This is a genomic window from Bradyrhizobium diazoefficiens, from assembly GCF_016612535.1.
GTDB classification, from domain to species: domain Bacteria; phylum Pseudomonadota; class Alphaproteobacteria; order Rhizobiales; family Xanthobacteraceae; genus Bradyrhizobium; species Bradyrhizobium diazoefficiens_C.
Window position 1 is genome coordinate 1381721 of record NZ_JAENXS010000001.1, and the last position, 19008, is coordinate 1400728.

A 19008-nucleotide genomic window follows, 5' to 3' on the forward strand; every position below is an offset into this window, starting at 1 on the left:
GCGATCATGCCTCCCGGTACCAATCCTGAATGTTATCGGTCTCGTTCGCCCAGCCGCTGAGCGCCGGACGCAACGTATTGGCGGCGGCTTCCACCTTCAGTCGGTGCATCACCGGAATGAACACGGTGTCCTGCCATAAGAGGTCGTTGCACTTGATGTAGAGCGTAGCGCGTTTGACGGGATCGGTCTCGGTCTCGGCCGCGGCAATGGCCGCATCATAGTCCTTGTTGACATAGCGCGGGAAGTTCGGGCCCTGCCACTTGTTCTCCTTGGTGGCCACATTGGCCGAGATGTAGCGGCGCATATGCAGCGCCGGGTCCGGCTGCGTCATCGGGATCTGGAATTCCTCGATGTCGGCATAGAACTTGGGGTAGGTGTCGGGGTTGGCAACGTCCGACGAGAAGAACACAGAGGCGACCACTGACTTCAGCTCCACCTCGATTCCGGCCTTCTGGCAGGCCTGCTTGACGATCGCCTGGGTCTTCTGGCGCGGACCGTTGGTCGAGGTCTGGTACAGGAGCTTGAACTTCTTTCCGTCTTTCTCGCGGATGCCGTCCGCGCCGACTTTCCATCCGGCGTCGTCCAGCATCTTCGACGCCTTCTCGATGTTGAACTCCCACGACGTGTTCTTCGAAACGAATTTTTCGGGGCCGTTGAGGTAGTTGGCCGTAGTGCGGCCGGCGCGACCGTAAATCGCCTTCTTGACGGACTCGCGGTCGACGAGCAGGGCGAGTGCCTTGCGCACGTTCGGATCCGAGAGGATCGGGTGCTTGGTCTTCATCGAGGAGCGCTCGCCATCGATCTCGGTGTTCGGATCGGTGAAGTTGATCGCGATGAACTCGATGTCGCCGCCGGTCGCGTAGACCGTCTTGCCCTTGCCGCCCTTCTCCAGACGCAACAGGATGTCATCTTCGACCTGCATGTTCCAGGCAAAATCGAACTCGCCGGTCTGGATCACGGCCCGTGCGGCAGAGACGGCATCGCCGCCGCCCTTCATATCGATCGTGTCGAAATGCGGACGGTTGGGCATGTGGTAGTCGGGATTGAGCGCGCCGCGGACCAGATCGCCCGGCTTGAACTCGACGAATTTGTAGGGGCCCGTTCCCACCGGGGCGAGATTGGCCGGCGCCTCTCGGGATTTCGATCCCTTGTAGTCAGCAAACAGATGTTTCGGGATGACGCATCCGTAGGCGCCGACGAACGCATTGGCCCAGAACGGCGTCGGGCTCTTGAACAGGATGCGGATGGTGAGGTCGTCCACCTTCTCGACCGTCATGTCGGCGTAGGTGCTGATGGAAACGGCCGCCGTGGCGGGATCGCTGGCATATGCCCAGGTGAACACGAAATCGTCGGCTGTCAGGAGTTTGCCATCATGCCATTTGACGCCGGGCTTGATCTTCCAGGTGACCGACTTGCCGTCAGCAGCGAGGCCGCCATTTGCGGTCGACGGAATTTCAGCGGCGAGAATCGGGTTGAGATTGCCGTTGGCGTCCCAGCTTGCAAGCGGCTCGTAGAACAGGCGCGAGCCGTCCTGGTCCTTGGTGCCGGTGGCAAAATGTGGGTTGAGCAGGGTCGGCCCTTGCCACCACAACAGCTTGAGCGGGCCGCCGCCGCCGCGCTTGGTTGGCGGATAGGGGGACGGGCTCTGAGCCATGGCGACGCCGCCGATGGCGAGAATCTGATTCGCCAGGGGAGCGGTGAGGCCGACGGCGGCCAGACGCTGGATGAAGGCGCGGCGATCCATCCGCCCGTCCTTCACATCACCGATCATCGAACGCAGTTCTTTGTCCAGCATGGTTGTCCCCCGTCTGGTTCCCGTATGGATGCGGGCGACCGCGAGAAACGGCCGCCGAGCTTGGCTGGCGGTAGATGGCACACTGAATAGGCCGCGCGTCAACTGCGACCGTGTGTATGCAGACGGTCTGTTGGCTGTCCGTTGGGCAAAACGCGTTCCGTTAGCCCAAGCATTCGGCAATCCGGCGTCAAAACACGCCGGAAATCGCGCTGCACTGCAGAAAATTTGTTCGCCGGATCAGACGAAGTATCGAGACGGAATTTCTACACCACGGACATGGTCAGCGGCGGCGCGACGTGATCCGGCAGTGGGCAGACGTAAGGTGTCTTCGCCGTCCGCTTCTTGAGGTCCGCGTTCGCGGCCTTGATCAGCTCCGGTTCCGTCAACGCCTTGATGCCGAGGCCGGCCATGGCCTTGGCCGCCTGCACCATGGCCTTGTGGGCATGCGGGCTCTTGCCCTGCGCGACCACCTGCCAAGTGTGGAAAGGCGTACCAATTGCAACCGTCGGTGAGTGAACCTGTACGGTCGGCACCACCCAGCTCACGTCGCCCACGTCGGTCGAGCCGACTTGCGGGTTACGCTTGGCATCGAGCGGCACCAGGAAGTCGGCCAGCGGCCGATCGGTCGGCTCCATGCCGATCGCATAATACACCGCGGCGATATCCTTGTCGGTCAGCGTCGCGCGTATCTGGGTCGCGAAGCTCTTGTCAGCGTCGTCGAAATGCGGCGGGCCGAGCTCTTCCATGACCCGGTGCAGCGCCTGCTCCAAGGGAGCATTGGGCAGGATGTTGGAGACCGCGGAGATGATCTTCATCTCCATCTTGGTCTCGGTCATCAGCGCTGCGCCCTGCGCGATCTTGTTCACGCGCCCGACCAGTTCGTTCATGCCGGGCAGATCACGGGCGCGGATCGAGTAGCGTACGCGCGCATGCGCTTGCACCACGTTGGGCGCGATTCCGCCGGTATCGAGCAGCGCGTAATGCACACGCGCGTCGCTCGGCATGTGCTCGCGCATATAGTTCACGCCGACATTCATCAGCTCCACCGCATCGAGCGCGGAGCGGCCGAGATGCGGAGAGGCCGCCGCATGCGAGGTGCGGCCAGTAAAGATGAAATCGGCGCGGGTGTTGGCGAGCGACGGCGTCACCGCCACTTCCCATAAGCTGCTCGGGTGCCAAGTGATGGCGATATCGGCATCCTCGAACGCACCGGAGCGCACCATGAAGGCCTTCGCCGCGCCACCCTCTTCCGCCGGGCAGCCGTAATAGCGCACGCGGCCGGGGACCTTGTTCTCGGCGAGCCAGTCCTTGACAGCCGTGGCGGCCAGCAGCGCTGCGGAGCCGAGCAGATTGTGACCGCAGCCATGACCGTGGCCGCCGGTCTCGACCGGACGGTGCTCGGCGATTCCGGCCTCCTGACTGAGGCCCGGCAGCGCGTCATATTCACCCATGAAGGCGATGACCGGGCCGCCCTCGCCCCATTCGCCCATCACAGCGGTCGGAATGCCGGCCACCTTCTCGGTGACGCGGAAACCCTGGTGGCGCAGCTCAGTGAGATGCTCCGCCGCGGACCGAGCCTCGGTGTAGCACACTTCGGGCATGCCCCAGACCTTGTCGCTGAGGTCGATGAAACGTCCCTTGATCGTGTCGATGCCACGCCAGATGTCGCTGCGATTGTCCATGCTTCGGCCCGTGATCTCTTGGTCAAACGCAATGGTTAGCAGCTTCACCTAGCAACGACCAGCGGCTCACCGGACATCAGCCATGCGGTTGATGCCGAGTCGATGGCGGCAGCTGCCGGTCTCACCTGCCGTTCCTGTCTTTTCTGACAGTTTCATACGACGGCATCCGGAATAGTTGGGGGTCAAGGCTTTCAAGACGGCTGCCTCCGGCATAAATTATGCGTGCTTCGCGCGTCGTTCCGCAGCAATGGCGGAGCAATGCTCTCAGCCAGGAGAACTCCATGCCCGCCTTAACCGAATGGAGAGTGCCGCCGGCCAACCAGCCGCGTGCGAGCGATTACGGCTTTGACCTCGACCGTGCGCTCGCCTCCGTCGTCGGCCTGCACGCGATCATCCCGCCGGACGCCTTCAGCGCCGAAACGCTGGGTACCGAGCGCGCAGGCAACGGCGTCGTGATCGACGACGGGCTGGTGCTGACCATCGGCTACCTCATCACCGAGGCGGAATCCGTCTGGCTGCATCTCGGTGACGGGCGCGTGATGGAGGGTCATGTGCTCGGTTTCGATGCCGTCACCGGCTTCGGCCTGGTGCAGGCGCTCGGCCGGCTCGACATCGAACCGCTGCCGCTCGGCTCGTCGGCCGAGACCCGGCTCGGCGATCGCGTCGTGGTCGGCGGCGCCGGCGGGCGGACGCGATCGGTCGCGAGCCAGATCGTCGCCAAGCAGGAATTCGCCGGCTACTGGGAGTATCTGCTCGACGAGGCATTGTTCACCTATCCCGCCCATCCAAATTGGGGCGGCACGGGACTGATCAACGCGCGCGGTGAACTGATCGGCATCGGTTCGCTCCAGCTCGAGCGCGAACGCGACGGTAAGGCCGAGCACGTCAACATGATCGTGCCGATCGACCTGTTGAAGCCGATCCTCGACGATCTCCGCAAGTTTGGTCGCGTCAACAAGCCGGCGCGGCCGTGGCTCGGACTCTATTCGACCGAGATCGACAACCGCGTGGTGGTGATCGGAATCTCCGCCAATGGTCCCGCCGCCCGCGCCGAGCTCAAGACCGGCGATGTGATCCTTGCCGTGGACGGCGACAAGGTCACGAGCCAGACGGGATTCTACAAGAAGATGTGGGGGCTCGGCGCCGCCGGCGTCGACGTGCCGCTCACCGTGCATCATCAAGGCACCGCGCATCATGAGGGCGTCACCTTCGACGTCACGGTGACGTCGACCGATCGCTTCAAGCTGTTAAAAGCGCCGAAGCTGCACTGAGTCCACGCAGAGGAAGCGGCAATGACGGAGGCCGTCGTCGACGACATCGTGGCCGTGCTGCCGCCATTGCTCAACGCGCTGGAGGCGCTCGGCTTCTTCGCCCGGCATCTGCATCCACCGGCTTTTGCCTCGGTGATGAACACAATCGGCGCGCCGGACAATGCGCTACAGTCGGCACATGCAGCGATCAGCGCGTGGCCGGAGCAGTTCGCCGGATTGCGCGAGCGGCTCGATCACGCCTGCAACGAAACGCTCGCCGCCTTCGCCGGCATCCGCGAGGTCGAGCGCGGCAAGGGCGATCTGATCGCAATCTTCCGTGCACTGCGCCATCTGCCGCGCGCGCAGGAAGCCTTGTATCCGCTGTCGACCCAGTTTCCGCCCGTGAGCAACTTCTTCCTCAACGCCGCCAATCGCGAGAATGACGCCCTGCTCTCGCGGCTGGAAGTTGGCGGAAGCGAGCACACCGGCATCTTCCATGATCGCAACGAGCCCGGCAGCCGCGGCGGCTTCTCGGTCTACGTGCCCGAATATTACAGGCACGATCGTGCCATGCCTCTGGTGATGGCGCTGCATGGTGGCAGCGGCAACGGACGCGGCTTTCTGTGGAACTGGCTGCGCGATGCCCGCAGCATTGGCGCGATCCTGGTGGCGCCGACTGCGACCGGCCAAACCTGGGCGCTGATGGGCGACGACACCGACACGCCCAACCTCATGCGCATCCTGGAGACGGTGCGCAACCGCTGGACCATCGACGCCTCACGCCTGCTGCTGACCGGCATGAGCGACGGCGGCACCTTCAGCTACGTCACCGGCCTCGATGGCGCCTCGCCCTTCACCCACCTTGCACCGGTGTCGGCGACGTTCCATCCGCTGATGGCGGAGATGGCCGACGCCACGCGCCTGCAGGGCCTGCCGATTTTCATCACCCACGGCAAGCTTGACTGGATGTTTCCGGTGCAGACCGCGCGACAGACGCAGGCTGCACTTTCGGCCGCGGGCGCCGACGTCATTTATCGCGAGATCGACGACCTCAGTCATACCTATCCGCGCGAGATCAATGCGGAGCTGCTGCAATGGCTGAATGGGGGGTGAACGAACCGTCCTTACCTGCGCCGCACTGCCGCGGAACCATCACTCCGGGCCGACGTTATCCGCCGGTCACCGGAGGTTCGCCATGCAGACTTTTTTCGGGATGATTTTGGGCGCGCTGCTGCTCGGCTGCGGCGTGTATGTTTATGACTCCATGCACACGTCGTCCGTCGCCAATGGCGAGGTCGCAACCACCAATCGCACCATCGTGAACTGGGATGTCGCGAAGGCCGACTGGAACGCGCTGCAGGATCGCGCGCACAAGGACTGGGTCCGGATTTCGTCGAAATAATCTCGGCCGAAAATGAATAAGGCGCCGTCGCGATCCGCGGCGGCGCCTTTGTGCTGGCTGAGGTCAGGGCAGCTCGTGCGTCAGTTCATCTTGGCCTTGCGGGCATCGGCGATGACCTGCTCGAATTCGGCCATGCTGAGCACGCCCGGAACACGGTACTTGCCGACGATGAATGACGGCGTGCCTCGGAAGCCGAAGGCTTCGGCCTGCTCGTTGTTGCGCTTCAGGATGACGTCGATGTCCTTGCCGTGTGCCGTAAGATCGCTCTTGAGGCGATCCATGTCGACGCCGGCAGCGGCCAGAAGCTCATTGATCCGCGACTCGGTCAGGCGCGAGCTGACGCCCATCATGGCGTCATGGGCCTGATGGTACTTGTCCTGATATTTAGCTGCGAGCGCAATCCGCGCCGCCGTAACCGACACCGGACCGAGGATCGGCCAGTCCTTCAGCACCAGCCGCACCTTGCCGTCATCCTTGATGACCTGGCGCAACTCGGGTTCGAGCTTGCGGCAATACGGACAATTGTAATCGGACCATTCGATGATGCTGATGTTGCCGTCGGGATTGCCGGCGACGGGAACGTCGGGATCGCGCAGCACCTTGGCTTCGGTCAGGACCTCGTCATCGTCGGTGGCCGCGCGGGCCAAAGTCATACCGCCAGCCGCGAAGGCACCCGCGCCGATCAACGTCAGCGCCGCACGGCGCGTCGGCACAAGGCCCTTAGTCCTGAATCCAGCCATATCTTGTCCCGTTTCGGTCCCATCTCTGCGAGTACGCTTCGGAACCTGGAATTGTTACGCCTCATATAGAGTGTCGCGGAGACGATGTCATCGCACCAGCAACGTGACCACCAAGGGCACCAGGAACGAGGTCACCAGAGCGTTCAGGCTCATGGCGATGCCTGAGAACACGCCGGCGATCTCGTCGACCTGGAAGGCGCGGGCCGTGCCGATGCCGTGGGCGGCAAGACCTGCGGCAAAGCCGCGGGCCCGGAAATCGGTGACGCCGGTGCGGTTCATCAGCGGCGTGACGATGATCGCGCCCATGATGCCGGTAAGGATGACCGCCACCGCCGCCAGCGAAGGATCTGCATGCAGCGATTCGGCGATCCCCATGGCAACACCAGCCGTGACCGATTTCGGCGCCAGCGACAGCACCACGTCGCGCGGCAAGCCGGCGAGCTCCGCCAGCAGCACGACCGAGACCACCGCCGTAACTGAACCTGCGACCAGTGCGACCAGCATCGGAACGATGGACGACACCACGCGGTCGCGGTTCTCATAGAGCGGCACGGCCAACGCGACGGTGGCCGGCCCGAGCAGGAAGTGCACGAACTGGGCGCCGGCGAAATAGGTGGTGTAGGACGTGCCGGTCGCGAGCAGAAACGCACCGATGATCCACATCGCATGCAGCACGGGATTGGCGAGCGGATGGCGCCGTGTCGCCAGCGACACCGCATCCGTGGTTGCATAGACCAAGAGCGTCACGGTGAGCCAGAGCAGCGGTGATTGCGAGAGATAGACCCAGAGCGAGAACGGATTGTCCTTCATCGCGCGTCCTGTTGCCGCAAGAGGCGGCTGACCAGGCGGAAGGTCAGGACGGTTGCGAGTAGCGTGACGACAACCGAAAGCGCAAGCACCAGGACGATGGCGATGCCGTGAGAGGCCAGCAGATCGAGTTTTTGCACAACGCCGACGCCGGCGGGCACGAACAGCAGCGAGAGATGAGCCAGCAGGCCCTTGCTCGCCGTCTCCACGCCGTCGTTACGCAACGGCCCCTGCGCGAGCAGCGCAAAGCGGTCGCGGGCGAGCAGGAGGATCAGAAGCAGCAGCAGACCGAGCACAGGTCCCGGCAGCGGCAGGCCGAGACCGCGGACCACGGCCTCGCCGATCAATTGGCAGAGCAGGATGAGACCGAGACTAGCAAGCATGATGCATCAAGGAATGCGCCGCAGGGCTTGTCAATTGCCGCTATACCCTGGACGCACGCGCTCCGTGCGAAGCCGCAACGCGGGGCAGCATCGCCATCAGCGTTCCGGTCATGGTGGCGATGAGCGTGGTCTTGCCCCCGCGCTCGGCAAAAGCTTTGGCCTCGCAGAAGGCGAAGGACGCTCGGCATCAATTGCGCAGCAGACCAGCCTCGACGGCGAGCCACCCCGCGAGCGGCTGAAGGCGGTGATCCAGCTCTATTCGGAGCGACTCAATCCGGACGGCATGGCGATCGAGCTCGCGATCCGGCAGTGGGCGCGCTCCGACGGGACCGCCGCGGCGGCGGTCGCGAGCGTGGACGCGGCGCGGCTCAAGCACGTCGCCGAGCTTTATCGCGCAACGGGCCTCGACGCCGAAGAAGCTGAGGCTCAAGCTTTCCTGTTCTATTGCTTCATCTTCGGCCAGAGTCTGTTGTTCGACGAGCGCGGCCCGCGCAAGCGCTCGCAGCTCGTCGCGAAGCCTGCCGAGAAATTGCTGAACTAGGGTCTGTTGAGATTCAGGATTCACAGAACGGAATGTCCGTGATTCAAGCTCCGAGAGGAGTTTGGCATGCCCCGATTCGTTCTGACAGATGCTCAATGGGCGAAGATGGAGCCGGTTTGTTTGGGCAAGCCGAGGGACCCCGGCCGCAGTGGAAGCGATAACCGTCTGTTTCTGGAAGCTGTACTGTGGATCGCCCGCACGGGCAGCCCATGGCGGGATCTGCCGCCGACGTTCGGCAACTGGAATACCGTGTTCAAACGCTATCGCGACTGGGTGAAAGCCGGTGTTTTCAAGCGGATCTTCGATGCCGTATCGGATGATCCGGACATGGAGTTCGCCATGGTCGACGCGACCATCGTCAAGGTTCACCGCCACGGGCAGGGAGCAAAAGGGGGACCAAAAATCAGGCCATCGGCAAGTCAAAAGGCGGCTGGACCACCAAAATCCTCGCGCTGACTGACGCGCTCGGGAATCTGGTGCGGTTCATCCTGCTCCCCGGCCATCGCTTTGACACCGTCGGCGTCGTGCCCCTGATCAAGGATATCGAGTTCGGTGGCTTGATCGCCGACAAGGCTTTTGATTCCAACTGGATCATCGAAGACTTGAACGAACGCAAGGCCAAGATCGTCATCTCGCAACATCAAAGGCGCGCTCAGCCTCTCGACATCGACAAAGACATTTACAAATGGCGTCACTTGATCGAAAATTTCTTCGGCAAGCTCAAGGAATTCAAACGCATAGCAATGCGTTGCGACAAGACAGACAGCAGTTTCGAGGCCATGATTTACCTCGCCACCGCTGTAATCCATTCCAGATGAATCTCAACAGACCCTTAAAGCAAGAGGCCGGAGCTTGGCTCCGGCCTCGGCCTCAGCTTGAAGCCTCAGGTAGCGCCCTTCAGCTTCTTGTTGCATTCGCTGTAATAGCCGCCGCCCTTCTCGATCCACTTCATGCCGCCATTACCGTTGGTGGTCTTGTTGGCATTGTACTGGTCGACACAGGTGTGCAGGCGCGCCTTGCCGGCACTCTCCTTGGCGTATTTCGCATCGACCGCGCTCGGGAAGACGGCGTTGCCCATCGGCATCGTCGGTCCCGGAGCAGCAGCGGGGGCAGCCTCCTTCTTCGCCGCCGTCTTGGGCTCGGCAGCAGGCGGAGGCGCAGCCGGGGCGGCCGCGGTCGGTGCAGCTGCGGGCGTTGCATCGGCGCCGCACTGGGCCTTGCGGAAGTCATTCCACTTCATGGTACCGAGCGAGCCGTCCTTCTTGGCGGCCTGATATTTCGCGCTGCACTCCTGCGAGGTCAGCGCCTGGGCCGGCGCGCTCGCCACCAGCACGGCAACGCCCGACACCGCAATTGCACACAACAATTTGGCTTGAATGGTCATCCTTGGTCTCCCTCAGGGAAGCAAAACGAGGACTGCTATCCTAGCGTGCCGGGGACGTCCGACAAGGAAGCGATGGCGTTCGGCGCTAAAATATAGTGACCACAATGTTCAGGTTTATTCATGTCGCGTTCAGCAACGCAGGCCGAGGTTCGCGGCCCTCCGCAACTCTCGCAAGAAGAGCAACATCATGACCCTCGCCTCCCGCCTCGCCATCGTTGCGATCGCCTCCCTGTTCGCCACCGGCACCGCCTTCGCGCAGACCGCGGCGCCGGCCGCGAAGACCGATGCCACCACGACCACCGACAAGAAGGCACCGAAGGAGCACTCGGCCGAGTCGCTCGAATGCTCCAAGCAGGCGGACGCCAAGGGCCTGCATGGCAAGGAGCGCAAGAAATTCCGTTCCGAGTGCATCAAGACGGCCAAGGGCGGAATGGCTGCACCGGCTGCCGCCGACAAGAAGTAAATCCGTCACAATCTTTCCCTCGCCTTTGACGGGAGGCGCGCGCATTGCGGCATGACGTAGCCGCAATTGTGCGCCTCTCGCCGATTTGCAATAAGGTGGTGTGAAGCAAATCACCGCCTCCCTGCCGTTCGAATGGCCAAGCCGCGCCAAGCTCTTGCGCACGGCGGAGACGCTCGTCATCGGCGCCGCCGGCGGCCTTACGTTCCTGGCTGCGGGCCTTCCGGGCGGCTTGATCTCGGGATCGATGATCGCGGTCGGGATAGCCGCCATCGCCGGGCGCCAGCTTTCGGTGCCGCCGCTCCTGACCCAGACAGTGCTGGTGCTGCTCGGCATTTCGCTGGGCTCCGTCGTGTCGCGCCATTTGATTGAGCAGGTCAGTGCCTATCCGCTGACCATCGGACTATTAGCGCTCGCCACCTTCTGCTCCACTTTCGGCTCGAGCTATTACCTCCAGCGCGCCCATGGCTGGGACCGCACCTCGGCCTTCCTCGCCGGCAGCCCGGGGGCGCTGTCGCAGATCACGATCCTGGCGGTCGAGCGCGGCGCCGATCTGCCGGGCATCGCGGTGGTACAGACCATGCGTGTCATCATCCTCACCGCGGCACTGCCGATGGTGCTGGCGATTGCGGGCGTCGCGCCCTCCGTCGCGCCGTCGCTCACGACGGCGATTGCCTCGCCACTCGATCTTCTCGAACTGGTTGCCGCTTCGCTGGCGGCTTCGCTCCTGCTGCGGCTGATCAAATTTCCGGCGAGTTGGATGTTCGGCGCGATGATCGGCTCCAGCGTGCTGCACGGCGCAGGCTGGGTCGAGGGCGGCCTGCCGAACTGGGTGCGCGGCGTCGCGCTGGTCGGCATCGGCGCACTGATCGGCAGCCGCTTCGCCCGGATGCGGATCAAGACGCTGGCTGGCCACATCAACGCAGCGCTGGGCTCGTTTGCGGTCGCCATCGCCGTTTCCGCGATCTTCGTCGGCATCGCCGCGCTCACCACGCAGGTGAAATTTTCCGACGTCGTCGTCGCCTTCGCGCCCGGCGCGATGGACGCGATGCTGGCGCTGGCCCTCACGCTGCATATCGACCCGATCTTCGTCGGCGCCCACCACCTCTCACGCTTCGTGTTCGTGACGATCGCCACCCCGGGCATCGTGCACCTGTTCGGCCGCACGCAGGACGACGTGGACGATTAGCCCTCCTCTCGCGTCGCTTGCCCTTTCAGCGCCGCAACCTGCGCCTCGAGCTCCGCAATCCGTTGATCCCGCGCCGCTAACGCCGCCGCCACATCGGGGGCGTCGAACTTCTGCGGAATGTGCTGCGGGCAGTTGGTGTCCCACGCCGCGATCTTGAACACGATCACCTGCTCGGGCCGTGCCCTATATCCTTTCGGCATCAGGGAGTCCGTCAGCGCATCGTCGTCCTCGACCACACGCGCCTCGCCCCAGATCTTCACCCGGCGGCGATGGGCGTAGTCCATCATGAAGATGTAGGCCTTGGGGTTCTCAGAGAGGTTTCCCTGAGTCAGGTATTGCTGGTTGCCGGCATAGTCGGCAAAGGCGAGCGTCTGCTTGTCCAGCACCTTCAGAAAACCCTTCGGGCCGCCGCGATGCTGGATGTAAGGCTGGCCGTCCGCTGAGGCAGTGGCGAAATAGAAGCTGTTGGCATCGGAGAGGAAGGTCGCCAGGCTCTCGTCGACCTCGGTGCGCCAGCCGCGCTGCTCGGCGCAGGCATATCCCTCGCGCGAACCTTTGCGGGTCTGGATCGATTTGACGGCCGGCGTGAAGGCGACATCGCTCGCATAAACGTGTGCTGCTGCTGTCATCGGAACATCTCCTGAGAATTCCTGCGCATGTCTGCGTCTTTCGAGGACTAAAGTGGATCTTCCGGCTATCAAAACAATCAGTCCACTTGACACTTCATCATTGCGTTATATGCAATAGTTGCCATGGACCGCCTCGAAGCCATGCATGTCTTCGTCACCGTCGCCGATCTGCGCGGCTTTGCGCCGGCGGCTCGAAAACTGAGGCTGTCGCCCTCGGCCGTGACAAGGCTGATCGCGGCACTTGAGGAGCATCTTGGTGCGCGGCTGCTGCAGCGAACCACCCGGCAGGTGAGATTGACCGACGTCGGCACGCGCTATCTGGAACGCGCGCGGCGGATCCTGGCCGACGTCGAGGAGGCCGACGGCTCGGCGCGGGAGGAGCGCAACCGGCCGAGCGGACGGCTCGTGGTATCGGCACCGGTCGGCTTCGGCCGGCTTCATGTCGGCCCAGTCATGACCGCCTATCTCAAGCGGTATCCAGAGGTGGCCAGCGAACTCAGGCTGTCGGATAACCTCGTCAATCTCGTGGAAGACGCCGTCGACGCCGCAGTACGGATCGGCCATCTCGCCGACTCCTCGCTGGTCGCGCGCCAGGTCGGCGAGATGCGGCGGATCACGGTGGCCACGCCAGGCTATCTGAAGCGCCACGGCGAGCCGAAGACGCCGGAAGCGCTGCTCGCGCATCAGACCATCCGGTTCGGCCCCGCGCCGGCGTGGCGTTTCGCGCAGGATGGCCGCGATATCGAGGTGACACCGTCTCCACGCTTCACCAGCAACAGTGCCGACGCTGCCCTGCAATATGCCGAGGCCGGCGGCGGTGTGACGCGCGTGCTGGCCTATCAAGCCGCCGATGGCTTGAAACGTGGGCGGCTGAAGATCCTGCTGGCGAAATACGAGCAGCCGGCGCTGCCGATCCACATCGTCTATCCAACCTCGCGCCTGCTCTCGGCCAAGGTGCGCGCGTTCATCGATCTCGTGGTGGAGACGGCGGATTGGAGGTTCGGGTAAGCGCTCGCGTCCCGGGCACGAGAGACTACGTTCTCTTCGGCACCACCCGGAACGTCCCGCTCGCCCGCGCGATGACGGCATCGTCGGCCATCGCCAGGCACTGCGCGAAGCAGATCGTGCTGCCCGTCCTGATGACGTCGCTTTCGACCGCGAGCCACTGGCCAATTTCGGCGGAGCCGACGAAATCCACCGAAAGCGAGATCGTCACGAACGATGTGGTCCAGTTCGTCGCCTGCGCGCAGCTATAGCCCATGGCATTGTCGGCGAGCGCGGCGATCAGGCCTCCGTGGATCAGGCCGCGGCCGTTGGTGTGCGGTCTTGCGAGCCGCAGGCCAATGATGACGGCCTTGTCGGTTTTCTTCGCGTAGAGCGGCTTCCACGGCTCGGTGAGCGGGCTCTCGCGCAGATGCGGCTGGAAGCCTTCGGGAACGTCGGTGTCGGTCATGGCATTCTCGCGTCACTGAGGGGTCGTCAGCATTGAACGCGATGTGGATGGCAGTTTCACCGCCTACAAAGTTTTAAACGGAATTTGCGTGGATGTTTGAAACGGGCACTCTCGCGAGTAGCGCAACGGCCATGGGGTAGGTTAGCCGAAGGCGTAACCCACCGCTGTCCGTCACCGCAGAAACAAAAGATGGTGGGTTACGCTGCGCTAACCCACCCTACAGCACCGACGCCACCGTCCTCAGAACGCCAGTCCCACATAATTCTCCGACAGCGAGGTCATCGCCGCCTGCGATTGCGTGACGTAGTCGAGCTCGGCGAGCTGGATGCGTGCGCCGATGGTGCCTGTATCGGGGAATTTGTGCAGCATCGAGGTCATCCACCAGGAGAAGCGCACCGCCTTCCAGACCCGCGCCAGCGCCTTGGCGGAATAGGCATCGATCCCGGCGCTGGATTTCTCGTCGTAGAACTCGCGGAGGGCGCTCGACAGATAATGCGCATCGCTAGCCGCGAGGTTCAGTCCCTTGGCGCCGGTCGGCGGCACGATGTGCGCGGCATCGCCGCACAAAAACATCTTGCCGAAGCGCATCGGCTCGGCGACGAAGCTGCGCAAGGGCGCGATGCTCTTCTCGATCGAGGGGCCGGTGATCAGGTTATCGGCCGCCTCCTGATCGAGCCGGCGTTTGAGCTCGTCCCAGAAGCGATCGTCGGGCCATTGATCGACATGGTCGTCGAGCGAGCACTGCAGGTAATGCCGGCTGCGTTTCATCGAGCGCATGGTGCAGAGTGCGAAGCCGCGGGCATGGTTGGAATAGATCAACTCGTGGCTGACCGGCGGCGTCTCGGACAGGATGCCGAGCCAGCCGAACGGATAGACCCGCTCGAACTCCTCGATCGCCGAGGCCGGGACGCTGGCGCGGCTGACGCCGTGAAAACCGTCGCAGCCGGCGATGAAATCGCAATCGAGCGTGTGGGTAACGCCGTCCGTGGCCCAGGTTACGCGCGGGTGACTGCCGTCGAAATCGTGCGGCTGCACATTCCTGGCCTCGTAGACTGTCGTGAGGCCGGCAGCCTTGCGCGCATTCATCAGGTCGAGCGTGACCTCGGTCTGGCCGTAGATCATGACCGTCTTGCCGGTCGCGCCCTTCATGTCGATGCGATGACGGCGGCCGGAAAAGGCGAGCTCGATGCCCTCATGCACCAGCCCCTCCGCATGCGCCCGCACGCCGGCGCCGACCTGGTCGAGCAGACCGACAGTCCCCTCCTCCAGCAGGCCGGCGCGGATGCGGCCCAGCACGTAGTCCGGGCTTTGCCGCTCAAGAATGAGATTCTCGATGCCGTATTGGTGCAGAAGTTGACCAAGCAACAATCCCGCCGGGCCGGCCCCGATGATTGCGACTTTTGTCCGCAATACTTGCTCCTCCCGATCCTGTAGGGTTTCGTCGCAGTTCGCTTGTCGCGTTGATCCGCGCACGATAATTATATCATATAACGGTTGGGCCAAAAGGGGAGTGCGCGTCGCCGGTAGCTGCGACAAATCCATGCAACATCGCTGACATAGATGTCGCGCCGGTTCCGGCTTGAACGCGCCGGTCAATTAGATAACATGTTAATTAACGAGACCGGGCCATCGAAGTCCGCCGTCACAACGAGGGAGAGACACGTGATGAGGAAAGCTTGTCTGGCTTTGCTGCTGGCAGCAAGCGTGACGCCTGCACTCGCGCAGGACAAGACCGTCGACCTGAAGGTCTCGCACTGGGTGCCGGCGTCCCACCCGCTACAGAAATCTTTGGAAGACTGGGTCGCCGCGGTGAACAAGGATTCTGGCGGCACCATCACTGGTAAAGTGTTTCCGGCCCAGCAGCTCGGCAAGGCGTTCGATCATTACGACATGGCGCGCGACGGCATTGCCGACGTCACCTACGTCAATCCCGGCTACCAGCCCGGACGCTTTCCGATCATCGGTGCCGGCGAATTGCCGTTCCTGATCTCGGACGCCAAGGGCGGTTCGGAGGGCCTGGACGCCTGGTATCGCAAATATGCCGAGAAGGAGATGAAGGACGTCAAATACTGCCTCGCTTTCGTCCACTCGCCCTCCTCGTTCCACTCCCGCACCAAGAAGATCGTGATGCCGGAGGACGTGAAGGGGATGAAGATCCGTCCCGCACACGCCACCATGGCGAATTTCGTCACCTCGCTTGGCGGCACCAACGTGCAGTCGTCTGCACCCGAAGTGCGCGACATCATCGAGCGCGGCGTCGCCGACGCCGTCACTTTCCCGTGGGGCTCGCTGGTGCTGTTCGGCATCGACAAGGTGACCAAGTACGACATGGACGCGCCGCTCTACACCACGACCTTCGTGTTCGTAATGAACAAGGACAAATACAATGCGATGTCCGACAAGCAGAAGGCCGCGATCGACAAGAACTGCTCGACCGAGATGGCCGGCGTGGTCGGCGAGCATTGGGGCAAGTTCGAGGACGCCGGCATCGACAAGGTGAAGGCGGAAGCAGGTCACGAGGTCTACAAGCTGACCCCCGACCAGACCGCCGCCTGGAAGAAGGCCGCCGAGCCGCTGGTCAGGACCTGGGCCGACGGCGCCAAGAAGGCCGGCGCCGATCCAGATGCCGCACTTGCGGACCTCAAGGCGTCGCTGAAGAAGTACAACGCGCTGGCGGAGTAGTTTTCACTGAAACAGAAGCGGCGGCGGGAATCCTCTCGCCGCCGCTTTCCTGCAAATTTGAGGACCCTCCACCCATGAAGCGCTGGATGGATCGCGTCATCGACTCGATCGAATGGATCGCGGCAGCCTTCGTCGGCATCGTCGCGCTCGACATCTTCCTGTCGGTGCTGCTGCGCAACACGCTGAACTATTCGATCCCCGACAGCTTCGACATCGGCCGCATGCTGCTCGGTATCCTCATTTTCTGGGGCATCGCCGCGACCTCCTATCGCGGCACCCACATCACGGTCGACCTGGTCTGGGGCAATGTCGGCCCGCGCCATCAGCGTTGGATCGACGTGTTCGCGACGCTGGTGCTGCTGTTCGTCGTCAGCGTGCAGACCTGGACGCTGTTCGACAAGGTCCGCGGCACCTACAATGACAACGTTGAGACCTTCGACATGCACATGCCGACCTGGCCGTTCTTCGCGATTGCCTGGATCGGCGATGTCTCCGCCGTGCTGCTGATCGCGATCCGCACTTACCGGCTGATCTTCCATCCCGAAGAGATGCACGACCCCAAGCTGAAGGCGACGGAGTAATCATGAGCACCGATGCCGTCGCCGTCCTCGGCTTCGTTTCCCTGTTCGCATTGATGCTGCTGCGCGTGCCGGTCGGCATGGCCATGGGCCTCGTCGGTGTGTCCGGCTTCACCTATCTCGTCGGCGCGACGCCGGCGCTGAAACTGGTCGGCCAGACCTCGATGCGCACGGTCACCGACTACACCTTCGGCGTCATCCCGATGTTCCTGCTGATGGGCTCCTTCGTCAGCAATTCCGGCATGAGCCGCGAGTTGTTCCGCGCCGCCAACGGCTTTGTCGGGCACTTGCGCGGGGGCCTCGGCATTGCCACCATCGGCGCCTGCGGCGGTTTTGCCGCGATCTGCGGGTCGTCGGTGGCAACCGCCGCAACCTTCTCCGCCGTCGCCTACCCCGAGATGCGCCGCTTCGGCTATCCGCAATCCTTCGCCACCGGAGTGATTGCGGCGGGCGGCACGCTGGGCGCGATGCTGCCGCCCTCTACCGTGCTTGCGGTCTACGGCATCATCACCGAGCAGGACATCGGCAAGCTTTTCATCGCCGGCATCATTCCAGGCTTGCTGGCGATGACCATGTACATGATCACGATCTTCCTGATCGGATATTTCCGTCCCGACTTCCTGCCCAAGGGCAAGGTGCTGCCCTGGCGCGAGCGCTTCGCCGGATTGAAGGAGATCTGGGCGCCGGTGCTGCTGTTCGTGTTCGTCATCGGCGGCCTCTACGGCCTGCCCTTCCTGCCGCGCTTCACCCCGACCGAAGCCGGCGGCGTCGGCGCCACCGGCGCCTTCATTATCGGCGTGCTGACCGGCCGGCTCGACCGGGAGAAGGTGCTGGCCTCACTGCTCCAGGCGACGCGCACGGCGGCAGCAGTGTTCACCGTGCTGATCGGTGCGCTGATCTTCGGCTATTTCCTCACGGTGACGCAGACCCCGCAGAAGGTGACGGAATTCCTCACCGGCCTCGGCCTCGGTCCCTACGGCGTGCTCGCGCTGATCATGTTGATGTATCTGGTGCTCGGCTGCCTGATGGACGCGATGGCGATGATCATCCTCACCGTGCCGATCATCTTCCCCGTCATCACGCATCTCGGTTTCGATCCGATCTGGTTCGGCGTCATCATCGTGATGACGGTCGAGCTCGGCCTGATTCATCCGCCGGTCGGCATGAACGTCTTTGTCATCAAGAGCGTGGTGAAGGATGTGTCGTTCTCCACCATCTTCAAGGGCGTGATCCCGTTCGTTGCGACGGATCTGGTACGGCTCGTGATCCTGATCGTCTTCCCGCTGCTGGCGACGTGGCTGCCGACCAGGATGATGGCGCATTGAGAGGCCAGGCAATGACCCCACCGACGCTCGAAACCAGATACGTCTTCACCATCACGGCAAAAATCGGCAATGTCGTCACCGCCGGCGAGACCGGCATCGGCATCCGCCGCATCATCCCGATCATCGGCGGCGAGGTGAAAGGTGCGATCACCGGCAAGGTGCTGCCGTTCGGGGCGGACTTCCAGACCATCCGCTCCAACGAACTGATCGACCTCGAGGCCAAATACGCCTTCGAGACCGACGATGGTGCCGTCGTCTATGTCGAGAACAAGGGCATGCGCTTCGGCCCGGTTGAGCTGTTGCAAAAGCTCAAGCGCGGTGAGCCGGTCGATCCGAAGCTGATCTACTTCCGCACCGTGCCGCGGTTCGAGACCGGGCACGAGAAGTATCGCTGGTTGATGGAGCACATCTTTGTCGGCTCGGCGGCCCGACATGCAGACCGGGTGGTGATCGACGTGCATGAAGTCATGTGACCCATTTTGTTGACGGGCCTCTATAAATGTGTATAAATACACACCATGGATAGCCGAGAAACTATCTCGGCCCTTCAAAGCGACGGATGGTTTCAAGTGGCTCAGAAGGGCAGCCACATCCAGTTCAAGCACCCGACGAGAAAGGGTCGCGTTACTGTCCCCCATCCGAAGCGGGACGTCCCGCTCGGGACCCTGAAGAGTATTGAACGCCAATCCGGCCTGAAGCTGAGGTGAG

At 63.0% G+C, this 19008-nt stretch carries 21 protein-coding genes and 1 pseudogene; 13 read left to right on the forward strand and 9 right to left on the reverse strand.

Features of this window, described 5'->3' with window-relative positions:
* Window positions 1–4: 4 nt before the first annotated feature.
* Both JJE66_RS06570 and JJE66_RS06575 read right to left on the reverse strand, forming a co-directional pair.
* Window positions 5–1795 carry a peptide ABC transporter substrate-binding protein gene (locus tag JJE66_RS06570; protein WP_200513268.1) on the reverse strand — a complete coding sequence of 597 codons (1791 nt, stop codon included), beginning with the start codon at window positions 1793–1795 and terminating at the stop codon, window positions 5–7.
* 263 nt (window positions 1796–2058) lie between these two features.
* On the reverse strand, window positions 2059–3477 hold the full coding sequence (locus tag JJE66_RS06575; protein ID WP_200513269.1) for a M20 family metallopeptidase: 1419 nt from the start codon (window positions 3475–3477) through the stop codon (window positions 2059–2061).
* A 281-nt stretch (window positions 3478–3758) separates the two neighbouring features.
* On the opposite strand from JJE66_RS06575, the gene JJE66_RS06580 reads away from it, so the two are divergent.
* From JJE66_RS06580 to JJE66_RS06590, 3 genes are all read left to right on the forward strand, one after another.
* Entirely contained in the window at window positions 3759–4748 is a 990-nt protein-coding gene (locus JJE66_RS06580; RefSeq protein ID WP_200513270.1) for a S1C family serine protease, read from the forward strand.
* Between the two features lie 21 nt (window positions 4749–4769).
* The gene (locus JJE66_RS06585) at window positions 4770–5840 is read left to right on the forward strand and encodes a phospholipase (protein WP_200513271.1); all 1071 of its coding nucleotides are present in this window, start codon (window positions 4770–4772) and stop codon (window positions 5838–5840) included.
* An 82-nt stretch (window positions 5841–5922) separates the two neighbouring features.
* Window positions 5923–6129, forward strand: coding sequence for a hypothetical protein (locus JJE66_RS06590; protein ID WP_200513272.1), 207 nt, complete (start codon window positions 5923–5925; stop codon window positions 6127–6129).
* An 80-nt stretch (window positions 6130–6209) separates the two neighbouring features.
* On the opposite strand, the gene JJE66_RS06595 is transcribed toward JJE66_RS06590, so the two are convergent.
* The 3 genes from JJE66_RS06595 to JJE66_RS06605 all read right to left on the reverse strand — a co-directional run bounded on the left by JJE66_RS06595 (window position 6210) and on the right by JJE66_RS06605 (window position 8059).
* A complete protein-coding gene (locus tag JJE66_RS06595; protein ID WP_200513273.1) occupies window positions 6210–6869 on the reverse strand; it encodes a DsbA family protein in 660 nt (219 codons plus the stop codon).
* An 87-nt stretch (window positions 6870–6956) separates the two neighbouring features.
* Window positions 6957–7679 (reverse strand): LrgB family protein, encoded by a 723-nt coding sequence (locus JJE66_RS06600; protein WP_200513274.1) that lies wholly within the window; start codon window positions 7677–7679, stop codon window positions 6957–6959.
* Window positions 7676–8059: a CidA/LrgA family protein gene (locus JJE66_RS06605; RefSeq protein WP_200513275.1), complete on the reverse strand. Its 384-nt coding sequence runs from the start codon at window positions 8057–8059 to the stop codon at window positions 7676–7678. The genes JJE66_RS06600 and JJE66_RS06605 overlap by 4 nt, the downstream gene beginning before the upstream one ends.
* Before the next feature lie 64 nt (window positions 8060–8123).
* Between JJE66_RS06605 and JJE66_RS06610 the strand changes: the two genes are divergently transcribed.
* Window positions 8124–8600 (forward strand): hypothetical protein, encoded by a 477-nt coding sequence (locus tag JJE66_RS06610; protein ID WP_246756109.1) that lies wholly within the window; start codon window positions 8124–8126, stop codon window positions 8598–8600.
* A 105-nt stretch (window positions 8601–8705) separates the two neighbouring features.
* Window positions 8706–9349 (forward strand): annotated as a pseudogene (locus JJE66_RS06615) (IS5 family transposase); the annotation flags it as partial.
* A gap of 134 nt (window positions 9350–9483) precedes the next feature.
* On the opposite strand, the gene JJE66_RS06620 reads toward JJE66_RS06615, so the two are convergent.
* The gene (locus JJE66_RS06620) at window positions 9484–9984 is read right to left on the reverse strand and encodes a hypothetical protein (protein WP_200513277.1); all 501 of its coding nucleotides are present in this window, start codon (window positions 9982–9984) and stop codon (window positions 9484–9486) included.
* A gap of 187 nt (window positions 9985–10171) precedes the next feature.
* Here JJE66_RS06620 and JJE66_RS06625 point away from each other — a divergent pair, with 187 nt between their 5' ends.
* Window positions 10172–10447, forward strand: a complete 276-nt coding sequence (locus tag JJE66_RS06625) for a PsiF family protein (protein WP_200513278.1) — start codon at window positions 10172–10174, stop codon at window positions 10445–10447.
* Between the two features lie 100 nt (window positions 10448–10547).
* A complete protein-coding gene (locus tag JJE66_RS06630; protein ID WP_200513279.1) occupies window positions 10548–11633 on the forward strand; it encodes an AbrB family transcriptional regulator in 1086 nt (361 codons plus the stop codon).
* On the opposite strand, the gene JJE66_RS06635 is transcribed toward JJE66_RS06630, so the two are convergent.
* On the reverse strand, window positions 11630–12262 hold the full coding sequence (locus JJE66_RS06635) for a pyridoxamine 5'-phosphate oxidase family protein (RefSeq protein ID WP_200513280.1): 633 nt from the start codon (window positions 12260–12262) through the stop codon (window positions 11630–11632). The genes JJE66_RS06630 and JJE66_RS06635 overlap by 4 nt on opposite strands.
* 123 nt (window positions 12263–12385) lie before the next feature.
* Between JJE66_RS06635 and JJE66_RS06640 the strand changes: the two genes are divergently transcribed.
* Entirely contained in the window at window positions 12386–13270 is an 885-nt protein-coding gene (locus tag JJE66_RS06640) for a LysR family transcriptional regulator (RefSeq protein WP_200513281.1), read from the forward strand.
* Window positions 13271–13295: 25 nt separating this feature from the next.
* Here JJE66_RS06640 and JJE66_RS06645 read toward each other — a convergent pair whose 3' ends face one another.
* On the reverse strand, window positions 13296–13715 hold the full coding sequence (locus tag JJE66_RS06645; RefSeq protein ID WP_200513282.1) for a PaaI family thioesterase: 420 nt from the start codon (window positions 13713–13715) through the stop codon (window positions 13296–13298).
* A gap of 240 nt (window positions 13716–13955) precedes the next feature.
* Window positions 13956–15125 (reverse strand): 4-hydroxybenzoate 3-monooxygenase, encoded by a 1170-nt coding sequence (gene pobA / locus JJE66_RS06650; protein ID WP_200513283.1) that lies wholly within the window; start codon window positions 15123–15125, stop codon window positions 13956–13958.
* Window positions 15126–15380: 255 nt separating this feature from the next.
* Here pobA and JJE66_RS06655 point away from each other — a divergent pair, with 255 nt between their 5' ends.
* From JJE66_RS06655 to JJE66_RS06675, 5 genes are all read left to right on the forward strand, one after another.
* Window positions 15381–16397 carry a TRAP transporter substrate-binding protein gene (locus JJE66_RS06655; RefSeq protein ID WP_200515282.1) on the forward strand — a complete coding sequence of 339 codons (1017 nt, stop codon included), beginning with the start codon at window positions 15381–15383 and terminating at the stop codon, window positions 16395–16397.
* A gap of 74 nt (window positions 16398–16471) precedes the next feature.
* Window positions 16472–16978 (forward strand): TRAP transporter small permease, encoded by a 507-nt coding sequence (locus JJE66_RS06660; RefSeq protein ID WP_200513284.1) that lies wholly within the window; start codon window positions 16472–16474, stop codon window positions 16976–16978.
* Window positions 16979–16980: 2 nt separating this feature from the next.
* Window positions 16981–18300 carry a TRAP transporter large permease gene (locus JJE66_RS06665; RefSeq protein WP_200513285.1) on the forward strand — a complete coding sequence of 440 codons (1320 nt, stop codon included), beginning with the start codon at window positions 16981–16983 and terminating at the stop codon, window positions 18298–18300.
* Between the two features lie 11 nt (window positions 18301–18311).
* Entirely contained in the window at window positions 18312–18773 is a 462-nt protein-coding gene (locus tag JJE66_RS06670; protein ID WP_200513286.1) for a DUF3237 domain-containing protein, read from the forward strand.
* Window positions 18774–18818: 45 nt separating this feature from the next.
* Window positions 18819–19007, forward strand: coding sequence for a type II toxin-antitoxin system HicA family toxin (locus tag JJE66_RS06675; RefSeq protein ID WP_200513287.1), 189 nt, complete (start codon window positions 18819–18821; stop codon window positions 19005–19007).
* Window position 19008 lies beyond the last annotated feature (1 nt).

Bases quoted from the DNA above. Each gene is read 5' to 3' on its own strand.
- JJE66_RS06570 (WP_200513268.1), bottom strand. From the start codon at position 1,795: ATGCTGGACAAAGAACTGCGTTCGATGATCGGTGATGTGAAGGACGGG.
- JJE66_RS06575 (WP_200513269.1), bottom strand. From the start codon at position 3,477: ATGGACAATCGCAGCGACATCTGGCGTGGCATCGACACGATCAAGGGA.
- JJE66_RS06580 (WP_200513270.1), top strand. From the start codon at position 3,759: ATGCCCGCCTTAACCGAATGGAGAGTGCCGCCGGCCAACCAGCCGCGT.
- JJE66_RS06585 (WP_200513271.1), top strand. From the start codon at position 4,770: ATGACGGAGGCCGTCGTCGACGACATCGTGGCCGTGCTGCCGCCATTG.
- JJE66_RS06590 (WP_200513272.1), top strand. From the start codon at position 5,923: ATGCAGACTTTTTTCGGGATGATTTTGGGCGCGCTGCTGCTCGGCTGC.
- JJE66_RS06595 (WP_200513273.1), bottom strand. From the start codon at position 6,869: ATGGCTGGATTCAGGACTAAGGGCCTTGTGCCGACGCGCCGTGCGGCG.
- JJE66_RS06600 (WP_200513274.1), bottom strand. From the start codon at position 7,679: ATGAAGGACAATCCGTTCTCGCTCTGGGTCTATCTCTCGCAATCACCG.
- JJE66_RS06605 (WP_200513275.1), bottom strand. From the start codon at position 8,059: ATGCTTGCTAGTCTCGGTCTCATCCTGCTCTGCCAATTGATCGGCGAG.
- JJE66_RS06620 (WP_200513277.1), bottom strand. From the start codon at position 9,984: ATGACCATTCAAGCCAAATTGTTGTGTGCAATTGCGGTGTCGGGCGTT.
- JJE66_RS06625 (WP_200513278.1), top strand. From the start codon at position 10,172: ATGACCCTCGCCTCCCGCCTCGCCATCGTTGCGATCGCCTCCCTGTTC.
- JJE66_RS06635 (WP_200513280.1), bottom strand. From the start codon at position 12,262: ATGACAGCAGCAGCACACGTTTATGCGAGCGATGTCGCCTTCACGCCG.
- JJE66_RS06640 (WP_200513281.1), top strand. From the start codon at position 12,386: ATGGACCGCCTCGAAGCCATGCATGTCTTCGTCACCGTCGCCGATCTG.
- JJE66_RS06645 (WP_200513282.1), bottom strand. From the start codon at position 13,715: ATGACCGACACCGACGTTCCCGAAGGCTTCCAGCCGCATCTGCGCGAG.
- JJE66_RS06655 (WP_200515282.1), top strand. From the start codon at position 15,381: ATGAGGAAAGCTTGTCTGGCTTTGCTGCTGGCAGCAAGCGTGACGCCT.
- JJE66_RS06660 (WP_200513284.1), top strand. From the start codon at position 16,472: ATGAAGCGCTGGATGGATCGCGTCATCGACTCGATCGAATGGATCGCG.
- JJE66_RS06665 (WP_200513285.1), top strand. From the start codon at position 16,981: ATGAGCACCGATGCCGTCGCCGTCCTCGGCTTCGTTTCCCTGTTCGCA.
- JJE66_RS06670 (WP_200513286.1), top strand. From the start codon at position 18,312: ATGACCCCACCGACGCTCGAAACCAGATACGTCTTCACCATCACGGCA.
- JJE66_RS06675 (WP_200513287.1), top strand. From the start codon at position 18,819: ATGGATAGCCGAGAAACTATCTCGGCCCTTCAAAGCGACGGATGGTTT.